At 65.2% G+C, this 18,508-nt stretch carries 16 protein-coding genes and 1 pseudogene; 14 read left to right on the top strand and 3 right to left on the bottom strand.

What is annotated here, in order from left to right:
- The 12 genes from GXB81_RS26690 to GXB81_RS26635 form a co-directional block, all read left to right on the top strand.
- Positions 1-1,488, top strand: a 1,488-nt coding sequence (locus GXB81_RS26690) for a FimV/HubP family polar landmark protein (RefSeq protein WP_277396807.1), incomplete at its 5' end; no start/stop codon positions are given.
- Positions 1,485-2,297 (top strand): tRNA pseudouridine(38-40) synthase TruA, encoded by an 813-nt coding sequence (truA, locus tag GXB81_RS26685; RefSeq protein ID WP_167285494.1) that lies wholly within the window; start codon positions 1,485-1,487, stop codon positions 2,295-2,297. The genes GXB81_RS26690 and truA, both read left to right, overlap by 4 nt.
- Complete coding sequence (locus GXB81_RS26680; protein WP_205990771.1) at positions 2,273-3,004, top strand: phosphoribosylanthranilate isomerase; 732 nt, start codon at positions 2,273-2,275, stop codon at positions 3,002-3,004. The genes truA and GXB81_RS26680 overlap by 25 nt, the downstream gene beginning before the upstream one ends.
- A gap of 59 nt (positions 3,005-3,063) precedes the next feature.
- Positions 3,064-4,257: a tryptophan synthase subunit beta gene (gene trpB / locus GXB81_RS26675; protein WP_167039097.1), complete on the top strand. Its 1,194-nt coding sequence runs from the start codon at positions 3,064-3,066 to the stop codon at positions 4,255-4,257.
- A 9-nt stretch (positions 4,258-4,266) separates the two neighbouring features.
- On the top strand, positions 4,267-5,181 hold the full coding sequence (locus tag GXB81_RS26670; RefSeq protein WP_205990770.1) for a site-specific DNA-methyltransferase: 915 nt from the start codon (positions 4,267-4,269) through the stop codon (positions 5,179-5,181).
- 78 nt (positions 5,182-5,259) lie between these two features.
- Positions 5,260-6,072: a tryptophan synthase subunit alpha gene (gene trpA, locus GXB81_RS26665; RefSeq protein WP_167039101.1), complete on the top strand. Its 813-nt coding sequence runs from the start codon at positions 5,260-5,262 to the stop codon at positions 6,070-6,072.
- A gap of 77 nt (positions 6,073-6,149) precedes the next feature.
- A complete protein-coding gene (gene accD / locus GXB81_RS26660) occupies positions 6,150-7,022 on the top strand; it encodes an acetyl-CoA carboxylase, carboxyltransferase subunit beta (protein ID WP_167039103.1) in 873 nt (290 codons plus the stop codon).
- A gap of 367 nt (positions 7,023-7,389) precedes the next feature.
- A complete protein-coding gene (gene folC / locus GXB81_RS26655) occupies positions 7,390-8,706 on the top strand; it encodes a bifunctional tetrahydrofolate synthase/dihydrofolate synthase (RefSeq protein WP_205990769.1) in 1,317 nt (438 codons plus the stop codon).
- A 29-nt stretch (positions 8,707-8,735) separates the two neighbouring features.
- On the top strand, positions 8,736-9,650 hold the full coding sequence (locus GXB81_RS26650; RefSeq protein ID WP_205990768.1) for an SPOR domain-containing protein: 915 nt from the start codon (positions 8,736-8,738) through the stop codon (positions 9,648-9,650).
- A 7-nt stretch (positions 9,651-9,657) separates the two neighbouring features.
- Positions 9,658-10,209 carry a CvpA family protein gene (locus tag GXB81_RS26645; RefSeq protein WP_167039109.1) on the top strand — a complete coding sequence of 184 codons (552 nt, stop codon included), beginning with the start codon at positions 9,658-9,660 and terminating at the stop codon, positions 10,207-10,209.
- Between the two features lie 89 nt (positions 10,210-10,298).
- The gene (gene purF / locus GXB81_RS26640) at positions 10,299-11,849 is read left to right on the top strand and encodes an amidophosphoribosyltransferase (protein WP_167039111.1); all 1,551 of its coding nucleotides are present in this window, start codon (positions 10,299-10,301) and stop codon (positions 11,847-11,849) included.
- Positions 11,850-12,104: 255 nt separating this feature from the next.
- A complete protein-coding gene (locus GXB81_RS26635; protein WP_205990767.1) occupies positions 12,105-13,301 on the top strand; it encodes an O-succinylhomoserine sulfhydrylase in 1,197 nt (398 codons plus the stop codon).
- 66 nt (positions 13,302-13,367) lie between these two features.
- Here GXB81_RS26635 and GXB81_RS26630 read toward each other — a convergent pair whose 3' ends face one another.
- Positions 13,368-14,153, bottom strand: coding sequence for an AraC family transcriptional regulator (locus GXB81_RS26630; RefSeq protein ID WP_205990766.1), 786 nt, complete (start codon positions 14,151-14,153; stop codon positions 13,368-13,370).
- A 43-nt stretch (positions 14,154-14,196) separates the two neighbouring features.
- Positions 14,197-14,538, bottom strand: coding sequence for an FKBP-type peptidyl-prolyl cis-trans isomerase (locus GXB81_RS26625; protein ID WP_167039119.1), 342 nt, complete (start codon positions 14,536-14,538; stop codon positions 14,197-14,199).
- A gap of 193 nt (positions 14,539-14,731) precedes the next feature.
- Here GXB81_RS26625 and GXB81_RS26620 point away from each other — a divergent pair, with 193 nt between their 5' ends.
- Positions 14,732-15,547 carry a HAMP domain-containing sensor histidine kinase gene (locus GXB81_RS26620; RefSeq protein WP_205990765.1) on the top strand — a complete coding sequence of 272 codons (816 nt, stop codon included), beginning with the start codon at positions 14,732-14,734 and terminating at the stop codon, positions 15,545-15,547.
- Between the two features lie 179 nt (positions 15,548-15,726).
- Positions 15,727-17,070, top strand: coding sequence for a hemolysin family protein (locus tag GXB81_RS26615; protein WP_167039123.1), 1,344 nt, complete (start codon positions 15,727-15,729; stop codon positions 17,068-17,070).
- 76 nt (positions 17,071-17,146) lie between these two features.
- Here GXB81_RS26615 and GXB81_RS26610 read toward each other — a convergent pair.
- Positions 17,147-18,508, bottom strand: a pseudogene (locus GXB81_RS26610) (malto-oligosyltrehalose synthase); the annotation flags it as partial.

Genomic DNA, 18,508 nt, shown 5'->3' with positions numbered 1-18,508 from the left:
AATGACGATGGCATGTCGCAGCGGAATCTGAGCATCGCTGCGGCGATTGGCGCCGCGCTGGTCGTGCTGCTCTCGGCTCTGCGGATGGGTCGCCGCAAGCGCGAGAAGACGGCTGAGGGTCATACGGCGGATGCGGTGAATCCCGAAATGGCGCAGTCGGCGCAGGCGGGCGATTCGCAGGACGATGCTTCGGCGCGCGGGCAGACGGCGGCGCAGGAAGCGTCGGATGTGCACGGTGATGAAGCGGCTCGGCAGGCGGCTGCGTTGGCGGCCGAGCAGGCAGCAGCAGAGCACGCAGCGGTCGAACATGCGGCAGCCGAACAGGCGGCGGCGGAGCAGGCAGCAATAGAGCGCGCTGAGACCGAGCGTGCGGCAGCTGATCAGGCCGCAGCGGAACGCGCCACAGCCGAGCGTGTGGCAGCGGAGCAGGCGGCAGCGGAGCGCTCTGCGGCCGAGCGTGCGGCAGCTGAGCAGGCCGCAGCGGAACGCGCTACAGCCGAACGCGCGGCAGCCGAACCGGCAGCAGCAGAGCACGCTGCGGCAGAACGTGCCGCAGCCGACCTTGCAGCACCGGCACACGCAGCCACAGAACACTCCACGGCCGAACCTGACGCAACCGCCGCCCCAGCAACCGCCCCTCAGGAAACCCTCAACACCGCAGCCACAGCCGCAAGCCCTGCCGTCGGCGCGGAACCCGCCGCCGAGGCTCTGTCGCGCGATCCACTCGAACCTCGCCCCGAATCGGCACCGCAGGAAGAGCGCGCTCATCGTCTGCAATGGGACGACGAATCCACGGGAAGCGAGGCCACAACAAACACCCCGGCAACCCCACCGGCCGAGCCCCAACAGCCCTTGGCCGAGCCGCAAAACCCGGTTCCTGCCCCCGCGATCGATTTCACGCAACACCCGGCCGAACCTGACGCAACCGCGCCGCTCGGTCAACCGCACAGCGATACCGCAGCACCGATTCAACCCACGCCACCCGCACCATCGGCATTTCCGCGCGACGCCGTGGACGCGTTCAGCAGCCTCGACATGCCATTGCCGCCGCGCGTCGAAGCGCCCACCGGCAATGCGGAGCCAGCCGCCCCGTTGTCGACGCAACCGGTCGCCTCGCCCGAAACGACCGCGCAGCAAGCCTTTGCCGCACATGAGCCGGACGACGACGCCCCGCACATCGCCGATGAAATCACGGCCGGCACCGCCGGTCACGGCGCCGTCGCGGGTTTGGGCGCGGCGGGCTTCGGCGCGCTGAAGCTCGACTTCGACCTCGAACTGCCGCCGAGTCCCGCGCAGCCGTTGCCGGCGTTCACGCAGGCCGATCTCGGCCGCATCGCGCGCAACAAGCTCGAACTGGCGTCCGAGTACATCGAACTCGGCGACCTCGCGGGTGCCCGCGCCCTCATCAACGAAGTGATCGAAGCCAACGATCCGGCCACGCGCACCGAAGCCCGCGCGTTGCTCTCGACCCTCGCGCCGCTGTCGTGAAGCGCATTGCGTTAGGCGTTCAGTACGACGGTTCGGCGTTCGCGGGCTGGCAGTCGCAACCGCACGGCAACACCGTGCAGGACGAACTCGAGCGGGCGCTGCGCGAATTCATGCGCACACCCGTGCAGACCACCGTGGCGGGCCGCACAGACCGCGGCGTGCACGGGCTCGGGCAGGTCGTGCATTTCGACACCGAACTTGAGCGCGTCGATATCTCGTGGGTGCGCGGTCCCAATGCCTTCCTGCCGAAGACGATCGGCGTGCAGTGGGCGAAGCCGATGCCCGACGATTTCCACGCGCGCTTCTCGGCGTTCGAGCGGACCTATTACTACGTGCTGTACGTGAGCCCGGTGCGCTCGCCGATGTTGTCGACGAAGGCCGGCTGGGTGCATACGCCGCTCGACGCCGACGCGATGCGGGCCGGCGCCGTGCACCTGATCGGCGAGCACGATTTTTCGGCGTTCCGTTCGTCGCAATGTCAGTCGAAGACGCCGTTCAAGCATCTGTACCAGATCGACGTGAAACAGCACGGTAACTTCGTGCATTTCCGCTTCCGCGCGAACGCGTTCCTGCACCACATGGTGCGCAACGTGATGGGCTGTCTGATTGAAATCGGCAGCGGACGCCGGCCTGCCGGCTGGATGGCCGACGTGCTCGCGAGCCGCAGCCGCGATTGCGCGGCGCCGACCTTCATGCCGGACGGCCTGTATCTCGCGCAGGTGGGCTATCCTGAACAATTCGCCGTGCCCGCGCCGGTAACCGGCAGCGTGCCGTGGAGCAGCGTATGGACCGAACAACCGAAAACCTGAAAGCAGTCGAGCAACCCGCGAACCAAGCCGGTGCAGGCGACTCGCCAGGCGTGCCGCATCGCACGCGCATCAAGCTGTGCGGGCTGTCCAGGCCCGAGGACGTCGCCCATGCGATCGATCTCGGCGCCGACGCGATCGGCCTCGTTTTCTACCCGCCGAGCCCGCGTTCGGTGAGCGTCGCTCAGGCGGTCGAGCTCGTGCACGACGTGCCGCCGTTCGTGTCGGTCGTCGGCCTGTTCGTCAATGCGACGCCGGACTGGATGCGCGAAGTCGCGAGCAACGTCAATCTCACGCTGCTGCAATTTCACGGCGACGAGACCCCGGCGCAGTGCGAAACCCTTGCCAGCATTGCGGGTTTGCCTTGGTTGCGCGCGCTGCGAATTGCGGCGGATACTCAACCGGCCGATTTGGTAAAATCGGCACTTAACTATTCAGCAGCCAGTGGCCTTCTATTCGACACGCATGTCGAAGGCTATGGCGGCGGCGGGAAGGTTTTCGATTGGTCACTTATTCCAGCAGAGCTCGCGCATCGGGCCGTTTTGAGTGGTGGGTTGAACGCGCAAAACGTCAGTGATGCGATCCATCGCGTGCGCCCATACGCGGTCGATGTCTCGAGCGGCATCGAAGTCGCGGGCGCCAGGGGCGTGAAAGATCACGCCCGGATGGCGGCGTTCGTACGCGCGGTGCGCACCGCGGACGCCGAATGATTCAGGTTCGCGGCTCTCTCGCATGAAAGCCGCGAGCCATTCTGAGAAGAGTGATCACCATGTACAACTTGCCTGACGAAAGAGGCCATTTCGGCCAATTTGGCGGTGTGTTCGTCGCCGAAACGCTGTTTTCCGCACTCAACGAGCTGCGTGAAGCCTACGAGAAATATCAGAAAGACCCGGAGTTCGTCGCCGAATACGAGCGCGAACTCAAGTATTTCGTGGGTCGTCCTTCGCCGATTTATCACGCCCAGCGCTGGAGCGAACTGCTCGGCGGCGCGCAGGTTTATCTGAAGCGTGAAGACCTCAACCATACCGGCGCGCACAAGATCAACAACGTGATCGGCCAGGCGCTGCTCGCCAAGCGCATGGGCAAGCCGCGCGTGATTGCCGAAACCGGTGCCGGCCAGCACGGCGTGGCCACGGCGACGATCTGCGCGCGTTTCGGCATGGAGTGCGTGGTCTACATGGGCGCCGAAGACGTGCGTCGCCAGGCTGCCAACGTGTACCGCATGAAACTGCTCGGCGCGACGGTCGTGCCGGTGGAATCGGGCTCCCGTACGCTCAAGGACGCGCTGAACGAAGCGATGCGCGACTGGGTCACCAACGTCGAAAACACGTTCTACATCATCGGCACGGTCGCGGGTCCGCATCCGTATCCGATGATGGTGCGCGACTTCCAGCGCGTGATCGGCGACGAATGCCGCGTGCAGATGCCGGAACTGGCCGGCCGTCAGCCGGATGCTGTGATCGCGTGCATTGGCGGCGGTTCGAATGCGATGGGTATCTTTTACCCCTATATCGACGACACTTCCGTGCAATTGATCGGCGTCGAAGCAGCCGGCGACGGCCTCGAAACGGGCCGCCACGCAGCCTCGCTGATCGGCGGCAGCCCCGGCGTGCTGCACGGCAACCGCACGTACTTGCTGCAGGACGAAGACGGCCAGATTATCGAGACGCATTCGGTGTCGGCCGGTCTCGACTATCCGGGTGTGGGTCCCGAGCATGCGTGGCTAAAAGACAGCAATCGCGCGCAATATGTCGCTATCACCGACGAAGAAGCGCTCAAGGCATTCCACGATTGCTGCCGCATCGAGGGCATCATCCCCGCGCTCGAGTCGAGCCACGCGCTCGCTTACGCGATGAAGCTCGCGCCGACGCTGCCGAAGGACAAGGTCCTGCTGGTCAACCTGTCGGGCCGCGGCGACAAGGACATGCACACGGTCGCCGAGCGATCGGGCATCCAGTTCTGAGCCGCGACGATGCGCGACGAGTTCGACGAGCCGCAGCCGGCGCTTGAAATCACGAATCCGGCCGCCGGGGTAACGGCGGCCGCGGCATCGGCGCCGCTGCTGGCGCAGGTGCCGGCCGGTATGCAGCTGTTGAACCGCGATTTTCTGACCGACGTAGCGAACATTCCCGACGGGTCGATCGACCTGATCGTCTGCGATCCGCCTTATGGGCTGGGCAAGGACTACGGCAACGATTCCGACATGCGTACGGGCGAGGACTTTCTCGTCTGGACGCGCGGCTGGCTCGAGCTTGCGGTACCGAAGCTCAAGCCGTCGGGTTCGCTCTATATTTTCTGCACCTGGCAGTACGCGCCGGAAATCTTCAGCTTTCTGAAGACAAAACTCGTGATGATCAACGAAATCATCTGGGACCGGCGCGTGCCGAGCATGGGCGGCACCACGCGCCGCTTCACGTCGGTGCACGACAACATCGGTTTCTTCGCGGTGTCGAAGGACTATTTCTTCGATCTCGATCCCGTCCGCATCCCGTACGATGCAGCCACGAAGAAGGCGCGTTCGCGTAAGTTGTTCGAAGGAAGCAAGTGGTTGGAGCTTGGCTATAATCCCAAGGATGTCTGGTCGGTCTCGCGCCTGCATCGGCAGCATGCCGAACGTGTGGCGCACCCGACCCAGAAACCTCTGGAAATCGTCGAGCGGATGGTGCTGTCCAGCTGCCCGAAAGGCGGCCGGGTGCTCGACCCGTTCATGGGCAGCGGCACCACCGCGGTCGCTTGCGTTCGTCATCAGCGCGAATTCGTCGGCTATGAGATCAATGAAAGCTACTGCGCGATAGCGCGCGAGCGCGTGAGCGCCGCCGCTTCGCCACCTGTGCCGCGTCGGGCCAGAGCCAGGCCGAAAGTGCAGCCGCCGACCGAAGTGCAGTGAAAAGCGTGACAGTTGCCGCGAACATGCGGCAAATACACTGTAACGAGCATGCAGTAGCCCTAATCCGAGAATATTTCCATGTCCCGTATCAAGAACACGTTTGCCGCGCTGTCCGCCCAGGGTAAGAAGGGCTTGATCCCGTTCATCACGGCCGGCGACCCGGACCCGGCTCGCACCGTCGAATTCATGCATGCGCTCGTGGCCGGCGGTGCCGATGTCATCGAGCTTGGCGTGCCGTTTTCCGACCCGATGGCCGATGGTCCCGTGATCCAGCGGTCGTCCGAGCGCGCGCTGGAGCGCGGCGTGACGCTGCGCCAGGTGTTCGCCGACGTCAAGCGCTTCCGCGAAACCGACGACAAGACGCCGGTCGTTCTGATGGGCTACGCAAATCCGATCGAGCGGATGGGCGCCGAAGCGTTCGCGAAGGCGGCCAATGAAGCCGGTGTCGATGGCGTGCTGGTGGTCGATTATCCGCCCGAGGAATGCGTTGATTTCGCCGAACAGATGCGATCTGCCGGCATCGATCCGATATTTCTGCTTGCCCCGACCTCAACTGACGAGCGTATCGCCGAGGTCGGCCGGATCGCCAGCGGCTACGTCTACTATGTGTCGCTGAAAGGGGTGACCGGCGCGGCGAATCTGGACGTTTCCAGCATCGCGAGTAAAATCCCGGCCATCAAGTCGCGCGTCCCCCTGCCGGTGGGCGTCGGTTTCGGCATTCGCGACGCGCAAGCAGCGCGCGCGGTGGCCGGTGTGGCCGACGCCGTCGTGATCGGCAGCCGTATCGTTCAATTGCTCGAACAGGCAGCGCCCGACGCCGCTGCCGAGACGCTGACGCGTTTCATCGCCGAAGTGCGCGAGGCGCTCGATAGCGCCGCGACTGCCCGATAACAGTTATTTTTGTCGCTGTCACGTGAGCGGCGGGTTCGTCCCGCCGTTCGCGCAACCGTGACCCAGAAGGATTCCCTATGAGCTGGCTCGATAAGCTGCTGCCGCCGAAAATCAAACAAACCGACCCGAAGAACCGCAAGGGGATTCCGGAAGGCCTGTGGATCAAGTGCCCTTCGTGCGAAGCCGTGCTGTATCGCAACGACGTCGAGGCCAATCTGCATGTTTGCCCGAAGTGCGACCATCACATGCGTATCGGCGCGCGTGAGCGGCTCGACGGCCTGCTCGATCCGGAAGGCCGCTACGAAATCGGCCAGGAAATCGTTCCGGTCGACGCGCTCAAGTTCAAGGACAGCCGCAAGTACCCGGATCGCCTTAAAGAGGCGATGGACGAAACCGACGAAACCGACGCCATGGTCGTGATGGGCGGCGCGATTCACACGCTGCCGGTCGTGGTCGCATGCTTCGAGTTCTCGTTCATGGGCGGCTCGATGGGTTCGGTGGTCGGCGAGCGCTTTGCGCGCGGCGCACAGAACGCGCTCGAACAGAAGGTGCCGTTCATCTGCTTTACCGCTTCGGGCGGCGCGCGGATGCAGGAAAGCCTGCTGTCGCTGATGCAGATGGCGAAAACCACGGCGATGCTCACGAAGCTCGCCGAAGCGAAGCTGCCGTTCATCTCCGTACTGACCGATCCGACGATGGGCGGCGTGTCCGCGAGCTTCGCGTTCCTCGGCGACGTCGTGATCGCCGAGCCGAAGGCGCTGATCGGCTTTGCCGGCCCGCGCGTGATCGAACAGACCGTGCGTGAAAAGCTGCCGGAAGGTTTCCAGCGCGCCGAGTTCCTGCTGCAGAAGGGCGCGATCGACATGATCGTCGACCGTCGCAAGCTGCGCGAGGAAATCGCGCAATTGCTGGCGTTGCTGAGCCATCAGCCGGCGGATGCCGTGGCGTAAAGCCGGCCGTACCGCACGTCGTACAGCAATTTGCTCTGCCGCTTCGCCGCGAAAAACACGCGGCGGCGGTCAGAGAAATCGTCAAAAAGAGCGCGCCGCGTGAGCAATCAAGCGGCGCGCTGTCATTTCCGGGATAATTGCGGTCTCTTGCAATGCGACGGCGATTGCCTCTGGCGGAAGCCGCAACGAAAGAGGCTGCGCGGCTTTCTTTGTGCGCATAAACCGCGCTGGCGCGCGTGTCGGCTCGACCTGAACCGCCGGGCCCGCGCCTATTCATAGCGTTGCCACTAGCACTGCCGGACCGAAAACTCGCGAACGAACCCGCGAACCACCCGCGAAGACTCTCGACTCACTCAAGATTCACCCGATGACGACATTCCCCACCCTCGACGCGTGGCTCACGCACCTTGAATCCGCGCATCCGGTCGGCATCGACATGGGTTTGGGCCGCATCTCCAAGGTGCGTGACGCAATGCAGTTGTCGTTCTCCTGCCCGATCATCACGGTCGGCGGCACGAATGGCAAAGGCTCGACCTGCGCGATCATGGAAGCCATTCTGTTGCGCGCGGGCTTCACGGTCGGCTGCCACACGTCGCCGCATCTGCTGTCGTTCAACGAGCGGGCACGAATCAACGGCGAGATGGCGAGCGACGCGGACCTGCTGCCGCACTTCGAAACCGTCGAAGCCGCGCGCCTGAGCCTTGCCGAGCCCGTCACGCTGACTTATTTCGAATTTACGACGCTCGCGATCATGAGCCTGTTCGCGTCGCGCGGGCTCGATGCGGTGATCTTCGAAGTCGGTCTGGGTGGCCGTCTCGACGCCGTCAATATTCTGGACACGGACTGCGCGATCATCACGAGCATCGATCTCGATCACATGGATTATCTCGGCGATACGCGCGAGAAAATCGCCTTCGAAAAAGCCGGCATTTTCCGTCCGGGCAAGCCGGCGATCTGCGCGGACCCGGTGCCGCCGCAATCGCTGATCGATCACGCGGAAAAAATCGGCGCCGAGCTGTGGCTATTCGGCCGCGATTTCCGTTACGAAGGCCAGGCGGGCAGCGAGCGCCAACAGTGGAGCTATGTCGGCCCGACGCTGCGGCGCTCGGCGCTTGCTTATCCGTCGCTGCGCGGCGCGAATCAGCTGATCAACACATCGGCGGCGCTGGCCGTGCTCGAAGCATTGCGCGACCGCCTGCCGGTGTCGGCGCAGGACATCCGGCTCGGCATCGCCAACGTCGATCTGCCGGGGCGTTTCCAGGTGCTGCCAGGCAAGCCGTCCATCGTGCTCGACGTCGGCCACAATCCGCATGCGGCTGCGGTGCTCGCGCAAAACCTCGGCAACATGGGCTTTTTCCCGTACACGTACGCGGTGTTCGGCGCGATGCGCGACAAGGACATCGCCGGCGTGCTCAATCACCTGAAGGGCGAGATCGATCACTGGTGCGTGACCGATCTGCCGACCCCGCGGGCGGCGTCGGCGCAGGAGCTCGAAACGGCATTGCGCGAGCAGGGCGTGAGCGAGGGTGGGGGCGCCGACAGCAGCGTGACGCGTTACGCGAGTCCGGCAGAAGCTTTCCAGGACGCGCTAAAACGTGCGTCGGAGAATGATAGAATCGTGGTTTTCGGCAGTTTCTATACGGTAGCAGGTGTGATGGCCTACCGGAAATCGCAGCAACACTGAGCGGGCGCCAGGCTCGAACCAAGCGATTCATGGGAATTTTCTCGTTCGGCAAGAAAGACGACGCGCCCAGCCGGCGCGGCGCAAACACCAGTTCCAATCGGGCCGCCCGGGGTGAGCGCGTCGAGCGGCGCACCCGTCGCACCGAGCGCTCCGTCGATGCCGATGCCATGCTGCTCGACCCTACGCTGCCGGAAAAGCAGCGTGCGCGGCGCCGGCTTGTCGGCGCGATCGCGCTGGTCGTCGCGGCGGTGATTATCCTGCCGATGGTGCTCGACTCACACCCGAAGCCCGTCACCGACGACATCTCCATCGACATTCCGAGCCGGCCCGCGCCGAAGCTCGCCAAATCCACCGCCAGCGAAGACGTGCAGGCCGGCGTCGCGCCAGATAATCCGCCTGCCGCCGACGCGGGTCTCTCCGCTTCCGGCCTTGCGCCGGCAACGACCGCCGCCACGGCGCCGGCCGCCACGAAGCCGGCACAGTCGGGCACGAGCACCGCGAAGCAGGACGCGAAGCCGGCCACGAGCGCAACTGCTGCGGCCAAGCCCGCCGCGAAACCGCAGGCGCCGGCGCTCGCCGCCAACACCGCTCCCGCGAAGCCGACCAAGGCACCGGCCACCGCCGCTACGTCGACCGACGACGACACGAACACGGCCGCCGCCAGCGCCGACGCCAATTCCGGCACGCCGGCATCGCCGCCCGGCAGCCGTTTCGCGGTCCAGCTCGGCGCCTTCGCGAACGAAACGAACGCGCGCAATTGGGTCTCGAAGTTGAAAGCGGCCGGCGTACCCGCATATATCGAACATCGCAAGCAGGCAGACGGCTCGACCATGGCGCTGTTGCGCGCCGGTCCGTTCGCCGACCGCGCCGCAGCCACCGAAGCGATCGCGAAGGTTCGCGGGGCCGGTCTGATGGCGGGCTCGAACAGCGGTGCCGCTCAGTAAGCCAGCGATGTTCACTGCCTTCGACTACGCTGTAATGGCGGTGATCGGCTTGTCGGCGCTGCGTGGCGCCTGGCGCGGTTTGCTGTCGGAAGTATTCGGTTTGATCGGCTGGGTCGCGGCGTTTTTCCTGGCTTGCGAGTTCGTCGGCTACGTGGTCCCTTATATCCCGTCCAACTGGCCGGGGGGCGCGCTGACCCAGTGGCTGCTGGCTTTCTCGCTCGTGGTGATCGGCGTGGTGCTGGTGTCGAGCGTGGTGAGCGCGCTGCTCAGCCGTCTCGTGCAGGTCACGGGCCTCGGCGGCGCGGACCGCTCGCTCGGTTTGATGTTTGGCCTCGTGCGCGGGGTCGTTCTGGTGCTGATTCTGGTCGCCCTCGCAGGCTTGACCGAACTGCCCAAACAGGAATTCTGGCGCAACGCGCTGCTTCGCCCCTATGCGGCAGAAGGCGTGCTCGCTCTGAAATCGCTGCTTCCCGAGGCGCTCGCCGCTTACGTCCACGTGGACGATCCGGGCGCCCAGAGCAATGCAGGACAGGACCCCGGCACCCGCCGGCTGCCTTGACGCCGTAGCGCGTACCGTCGCGGCATCGCGCGTACGCCGTCGCAGGCACCGGGCGCCATCATGAATTTCGTACCTTTGAAGGACATGCCATGTGCGGCATCGTAGGCGTAGTTTCCCATTCTCCGGTCAACCAGCTCATCTATGACAGCCTGCTGCTGCTGCAGCACCGCGGTCAGGACGCCGCCGGCATCGCAACCGCGAACGGCAGCAATTTCCACATGCACAAGGCCAACGGCATGGTGCGCGACGTGTTCCGCACGCGCAACATGCGCAGCCTGCCCGGCACGACCGGCATCGGCCAGGTCCGCTACCCGACGGCCGGTTCGGCGTCGAGCGAAGAAGAAGCCCAGCCGTTCTACGTGAACGCGCCGTTCGGCATCATCCTCGCGCACAACGGCAATCTGACCAACTGGCAGCAGCTGAAAGACGAGATGTTCCGCATCGATCGGCGCCATGTGAACACCAATTCCGACACCGAAGTGCTGCTCAACGTGCTCGCGCACGAATTGCAGCTGTCGAGCTCGGGCCTGCAGCTCGATCCGGCCGCGCTGTTCAAGGCGGTGTCGGGCGTGCATCGCCGTGTGCGCGGCTCGTACGCGATCGTCTCGCTGATCGCCGGTTACGGCCTGCTCGGTTTCCGCGACCCGTTCGGCATTCGCCCGCTGTGCATCGGCAAGCAGGAAACGGCGCAGGGCGTCGAGTGGATGCTGGCGTCGGAATCGGTGGCGATCGAAGGCATCGGCTTCGAATTCGTGCGCGACGTCGCGCCGGGCGAAGCCATTTTCATCGACGCCGACGGCCAGTTGCATGCGCAGCAATGCGCGACGGCTCCGAGCCTGAACCCGTGCATCTTCGAACTCGTGTATCTCGCGCGTCCGGACTCGGTGCTCGACGGCGTGCCGGTCTACAACGTGCGTCTGCGCATGGGCGACTACCTCGCCGAGAAAGTCCGCCGCGAGCTGCCCGACGTCGCGATCGACGTCGTGATGCCGATTCCCGACTCGTCGCGCCCGGCCGCGATGCAGGTCGCGAAGAAGCTCGGCGTCGAGTATCGCGAAGGCTTCTTCAAGAACCGCTACGTGGGCCGCACCTTCATCATGCCGGGCCAGGCGGTGCGCAAGAAGTCGGTGCGCCAGAAGCTCAACGCGATGAACATCGAGTTCAAGGGCAAGAACGTGCTGATCGTCGACGACTCGATCGTGCGCGGCACCACCTCGCACGAAATCGTGCAGATGGCGCGCGACGCGGGCGCGAACAAGGTGATTTTCGCCTCGGCGGCGCCGCCCGTGAAATTCCCGAACGTCTACGGCATCGACATGCCGACGCGCGGCGAACTCGTCGCGCATGGCCGCACGGACGAGGAAGTCGCGCGCATGATCGGCGCGGACCACCTCGTGTACCAGGACGTCGATGCGCTCAAGCAGGCGGTGCGCGACATCAACCCGGCGCTGAAGGAGTTCGAGGCATCGTGCTTCGACGGCCACTACGTGACCGGCGACATCACGACCGAGTACCTCGATCGCATCGAAAGCGCGCGTCTTGAGCCGTCGTCGCAATCGGATCGCGACGCCGCGAGCGAGGCGATCGACGGCGGCGGCCCGGCGCGTTCGCAGCTGCATCTGCAGCTGTCGGTAGGCTGAGCGCACACCGCGGCGCGAGCGTGTTAGCATGACGGCTTGCGTCGATTTGATCTCAGCTTGCGGACGCGGGGCAACCCGAAACAGCTAAAGCGAAAGGCGGAAAGCCGCAATCATCCGCCCTAGCTCCTGCTTCCCCGCACATGAAGCCCGCTTATGCCGACGCAAAAGCGGGCTTTTTTGTTGCTGCCGTACGGCGTCGCGCTGTCTCCGATGCGCACCGCACGCAGCCATGGAACCTTGGAAACCAGAACCAACATGGACGACTCCCTGAACTTCGACTTCGATACGCTGGCCGTCCGCTCGGGCACCGCGCGCAGCGACTTCAACGAGCATTCGGAAGCGATTTTCCTGACCTCGAGCTTCGTGTTCGCGAGCGCCGCGGATGCCGCCGAGCGCTTCAAGAACTCCGAAGACTATTTCACGTACTCGCGCTTCACGAACCCGACCGTCTCGATGTTCCAGGACCGCCTGGCCGCGCTCGAAGGCGGCGAGGCCTGTATCGCGACGGCGTCGGGCATGGCCGCGATCATGTCGGTCGTGATGTCGACGTTGCAGGCGGGCGACCACCTCGTGAGCTCGCAGGCGCTGTTCGGCTCGACGCTCGGCATGTTCTCGCAGATCTTCAGCAAGTTCGGCATTACGACCACGTTCGTCGATCCGACCGATCTCGACGCATGGAAAAACGCCGTGCGTCCCGAGACGAAGATGTTCTTCCTCGAAACGCCGTCGAACCCGCTGACCGAAGTCTCCGATATCGAGGCGATCAGCACGATCGCCCGGGCGGCCAATGCGCTGTTCGTCGTCGATAACTGTTTCTGCAGCCCGGCCTTGCAGCAGCCGCTGAAGCTCGGCGCGGACGTCGTCATGCATTCGGCCACCAAGTTTCTCGACGGCCAGGGCCGCGTGCTCGGCGGCGCGCTGGTCGGCTCGAAGAAATTCATCATGGAGAAGGTGTTTCCGTTCGTGCGCAGCGCCGGGCCGACGCTGTCGGCGTTCAACGCGTGGGTGCTGTTGAAGGGCATGGAAACGCTGTCGCTGCGCGTCGAAAAGCAGTCGGCGAATGCGCTCGAAATCGCGCGCTGGCTCGATTCGCATCCGGCTGTGAATCGCGTGTTCTATCCGGGGCTCGAATCGCATCCGCAGCATGCGCTCGCGATGCGTCAGCAGAAGTCGGGCGGCGCGATTGTGTCGTTCGAGCTGAAGGGCGACACGCCCGAGCAGATGCGCGCCAATGCATGGCGCGTGATCGACAGCACGAAGGTTTGCTCGATCACCGGCAACCTCGGCGACACGCGCACCACGATCACGCATCCGGCGACGACCACGCACGGCCGTATCACGCCGGAAGCGCGCGCGGCGGCGGGCGTTAGCGAAGGTCTGATCCGGCTTGCGGTGGGGCTCGAAAACGCGGGCGATATTCGCGCCGATCTGGAGCGCGGGCTGGCGGGGTAAGCGGGGGAAAGTGCCAGCCAGCAGAACTGGTGCGGGCCATACCGGCTCATGCAGCCTCTCGCCTCATCAATGACGCAGCGCCCGCCACTGTCCGGGCGCGAGCCCGAAGCGCCGCGTGAACGCGTGCGTGTAAGCGCTCTGATCGGCGAAGCCGATGTCGAGCGCGATTTCCGTCAATGAAAGACGCGGGTCCGCGAGCAGCGTGAGCGACGTGTCGAGCCGCAGCCGCTGCAAATAGCGATGCGGCGTTTCGCCGAATGCGTCAATAAAAAGCTGGTGAAAACGGCGCATGCCGAAGCCGCAATGCGCGGCGAGATCGGCGATACGCAATGGCTCAGAGAGATGCGCGCGCAGCCAGCGGTCGATGCGCGCGAAATCGAGGCCGGCGCCTGCGGCCCGCGCGCCCGCAAGCGTGCCGGCGTCGGCGATAAGCGCCGCGCCGAGACGCGCGGCGGCGTCCCAATGGAAGCGGCGGTTGAGGGCGTCGCCTTGCGCGTCGACCGCGCCCCCTGTTGCATGCGCGGCGATCCGATGCACGAGTTGCGCGAGCGACGCATCCACCGTAACGGCCCGAGGGCGCTCGAACAGCCGCTCGGGCACGGCCAGCGACGCAACCGGCAAATCCAGCACCAGTTGCCGGTTTTCGCCGACACCCGCGTAATCGTGCCGCGCGCCGGCCGGAATCAGCCATGCGGAACCGGCGTCGATCTGCTGCGCGACGCCGTCTACCGCCATCACCATCGCGCCGTCGAGCCCGAGCACGACCTGATGAAAGTCGTGCACGTCCGACGCTTCGATCGCGCCGTAGCGGCGCAACGAAACGTTAGGGGCGGTGACGGCGGCGTGGCTCATGAAAAACAGCCTGGGTGTAGCCGGAATGGACCCGAGGGCCGACTCAGACTTCGAGCAGCTCGACTTCGAACACGAGCGTTGCGTTCGGCGGAATCACGCCGCCCGCGCCGCGCACGCCGTAGCCGAGTTGCGGCGGAATGGTCAGCTTGCGCTTGCCGCCGACCTTCATGCCTTGCACGCCTTCGTCCCAGCCCTTGATGACCATGCCGCCGCCCAGCACGAATGCGAACGGGTCATTGCGGTCTTTGCTCGAATCGAACTTCTGGCCGTCGGTCAGCCAGCCCGTGTAGTGTACGGTCACGGTCTTGCCGGCTACCGCTTCGGCGCCGGCGCCTTCCACGAGGTCTTCGTACTTCAGGCCGGATTCGGTCGTCACAGTCGACATGCGTCGCTCCTCTCATCAAAACGTAAAACCGACATTGTAGGCGTGTTGAGCCGCATCGCCGAGTCTTGCCGGGCATTGCAGGTGGCACGCGGATTGCGCGCCATTAGCCGTTCGGCCAGGCTGGTCGGCCCGGACCGCTTGCCTATAATGGGACATTCCTTCAATCACCGCCATTGCCTGAGAGAGCTCGATCGTGACAACGTCTTCAACCGGAGCGGCTGACGTACAGTCCGCGCCTGCCGGCTTTGCCATTTCCGAACGCAGTGCGCATCTGCGCGCGCAAACCGCGTTGTTCATGCGCGATCATGTGCTGTCGCTGGTGTCGCACGATCTGCGTGGTCCGTTGAATGCGATCCATAGCTGGGCCTACGTGCTCGAGCGCAAGCTCGATGCGAGCGACCCGAACTCGCAGCGCGCGATTGCCGGCATTCGCAGCGGCGTCGATCAGCAGGTCAAGCTGCTCGAAACGGTGGTCGATGCGACGCGCGCCGAAACGAAGTCGCTCGCGCTCGCGTATGCGCCGTTTTCTCTGCATCCGCTGCTCGACGAAACCATCGCCGAGGTCCGCACCGGCCTCGCTCGCGCGCGCGGCGTCGAGATCCGGCTCGACTCGCAGCTTGCCACCGAGCAATTGAACGGCGACCGCGAGCGGCTGGCCGCGGCCTTGTGGCTGATGCTCACGTTTGCGGTCGAAGCGGGCGCGCCGGGTGCCGAGGTCGCGCTGAGCACGCGCGCGGACGCGGGCGCGTGGCACGCGAGCGTGGTGTACGAGCCGAACCAGGCCGCGCTGAACGATGCCGCGTTGCCCCACCTGCTGGAAGCGTTTGCGCGCAAGCAGGCAGGCGAGCCGCGCGAAGCGAAACGCATTGCATGGGTGTTCGCGCTGTGCAAGCGCGTCGCGGAAGCACACGGCGGCAGCTTCGAGCAAAGCGACGCGGTGGACGGCGATGGCAACGGCGTTGCCACGCTCACGCTGCGCGTGCCGTTCAGCGCGAGCGTACCGAAGTGAATACGAACGGGCACGAATGAATACGATTGAGCACGGGGTGCCGGCATGCCGGGCACGCAAGCAGGCGCAGGCAACAGGCAGCCGCCGGCAAACACGAGTACGTGCAAATAAGCGCGCTTAACTTTTCACCGAGCTTTCACCCTCTATACTGACAACTTTTGTTGCCGGAGCCCCTCGCTTTGATCCAGGTCGTTGCCCTTATCGGCGCATTGTTTCTCGTTGCCCTCAACGGCTTTTTCGTCGCCGCTGAATTCGGTCTGGTGAAACTGCGGCAGACGCGCGTGCAAAGCCTCGCGGCCCAGCACGGCATGCGTGGGCGCCTGCTCGCGAAAGTGCATGGACAGCTCGACGCCTATCTCTCGGCGTGTCAGCTCGGCATCACGCTCGCCTCGCTCGGGCTTGGCTGGATCGGCGAGCCCGCGTTCGCGCAACTGCTGACGCCGCTCTTCAAGGTGATCGGCGTCGAATCGGAACAGCTGATCCACGGCATTTCGCTGTTCTTCGCGTTCTCGTGCATCTCGTTCCTGCATATCGTCGTCGGCGAACTCGCGCCGAAGTCGCTCGCGATCCGCGAAGCGGAGAAGGTGTCGCTATGGGCCGCGATGCCGCTGTACGGTTTTTACTGGGTGATGTATCCGGCCATCTGGGTGCTCAATACGAGCGCGAACACGGTACTGAAGGCAGCGGGGCTCGATACCGGTCACGGTCACGATTCCCATTACTCGACCGACGAACTCAAGCTGATTTTGCGCGGTCGCCGCGCACAGGTCGCGAGCGGACGCGTGGCGACCGATGGCGCCTACAGCCAGGACGAATGGAACACGATTGCGCATTCGCTCGATTTTTCGCGCATGACCGTGTCGGACCTGATGAGGCCGGCGCATGAAATGGTCAGCCTGCGGCGCGATCTGCCCTTGCGCGACAACATGCAGGTGGTCGCGCAGCATCGCTTCAGCCGCTATCCGCTATTCGAGGATGCCTCGGGCGAGCGCGTCGCCGGCATGATTCACCTGAAGGACCTGCTGCTCGCGCGCCAGGCCGGCAGCACGCTCGACGATCTCGGCCGCTACGTGCGCCCGGTGCAATGCGTGCGGCCCGATCTGCCGGCGCTCGAACTGTTCCGCCGCTTCCGCAAGGGCGCGCCGCACTTTGCGCTGGTCGGCTACAAGCATGCGAAGCCGATCGGCTTTCTCACGCTCGACAATCTGCTCGGCGCGCTGGTGGGGCAGATTCACGACGAATTCCGTCAGGGCGATGCCGACTGGACTCGCATGGACGACGGCACGCTGATGGGCAAAGGCAGCTTGCCGGTGGTGTCGCTCGAACGCGCGCTTGGTATCGATATCGACGAGGGCCGGGCGGAATCGGTCGGCGGTCTCGTGATCCAGGCGCTCAACGATCTGCCGAGCGAGGGGCAGCGCATCGAGTTCGAAGACTTCGACGTGGTCATCAAGAAGATGAAGGGCCCACGCATCGTGCTCGTGCGCGTGTATCCGAAGATGTTCGACGACGAAGGCGGTTGAGCGGTCGTTCAAAGCCGGCGCTCAAGGTTAAGTCCAAGCCTGGGAGTGCACTTCAACCTACCAGCAAAAGCCGCCCTCAACTCCGCGGCACGCCGTCCTCGACCAGCACCGCCACCGGCATCGCCGCCAACGCATCGCGCAGATACAGCAAACCATTCTCGTCGACCTTCGGCGCGGCCGGACTCAGCCAGTCGAACAGCGCGCGCGCCGACAGATCGGACGGCATCTCGATGGCCGTATCGGCCCATCGCTCGGGCTCGACGAGCGGCAAATCTCCTTGAGCGCTCCCGGCGTCACCTGCGCCGGTATCGCGCCCGGTTCGAAGCAGCCTCGCCGCAAGCCGGCTCGCCACCACCACGGCCCACGCATTGCCATGCCGCCGCGCGAACGCAATCACACTCGACGCATGCGCGCCCCGCACCGCGAGCGGCAGATACGCACCCTGGCTCAGCAATTCCGGCAGATGCGTGCGCAACGCGAGCACACGCTGGATTACCGCGAGCTTCACGCGTCCGTCGCGCCAATCCGCGAGAAGCTCCGACGGCGGTGTCTGTGCCGTCGCGAGCGATGCTTCGCGCTGCGCGAAATCGACGGGCCGCCGATTGTCGGGATCGACGAGGCTGAAGTCCCACAACTCGGTGCCTTGATAAAGATCGGGAATCCCCGGCGACGCGAGCCGCAGCACCGTCTGTTGCAAGCCGTTGAGCGCGCCCGCGCGGCCGATGCGCTCGACGAACGCCGCCAGCTCCTTCAGGAAGCCGTCGCGCCGCTGCGGCGCGAGGATGTCGAACAGGAAGTCGCGGCAGCCCGCTTCGTAGGCTTCGTCGGGCGCGAGCCAACTGGTTTGCAGTTTCGCCTCGCGCAGCGCCTTCAACTGCCATTGCGCGACGCGCTCGGCCAGTGCCTTGACGCCGGCTTCGTCGCCGGCACGCAGCAGAAGCGGCCAGCAGCCCACGAGCGTCTGATACAGCATCGCCTCGGCGGCGGGGCCCGGCGCCCATGCGTCGCTCGTGTCCCGACTCACGCTGCTGATCGGCGTGCCGTCGAGCGCGCGCCGCTGCGGCGCGTTCAAGGTCGACCACGCGCGCAACGTCGCGCTCCATTCGTCGGCGATCTCGCTGAGCACCGCGAGCCGCGCGCGCACGTCCTCGCCGCGCTTGTGATCGTGCGTGGCCGTGGCGAGCAAGGCATGCGGAAAGCGTTGCGCGCGCTCCCGGTTGCGCGCGTGAAACGGCTCGACCGGCAATGCGAATTCGCTCGGGTCCGAGCCGACTTCGTTGCGCGACAACAGGCGGCCGTAGCGGTAGCACGCGGTGTCCTCGATGGCCTTCGCGGCGAGCGGCGCGGTCAGCTGCGAGAACAGCGTCTGCGCGTTGCGTCGCGACGACCCCGTGTGCGAGGGCGGGCCGCCGCCTTGCGCCGACGGTGGCTGCGGCGC

The organism is Paraburkholderia sp. Ac-20336, from assembly GCF_017105025.1.
GTDB lineage: Bacteria > Pseudomonadota > Gammaproteobacteria > Burkholderiales > Burkholderiaceae > Paraburkholderia.
Note: the sequence above shows the minus strand (reverse complement) of the source record. Positions and strands in the feature narration are given on the sequence as shown.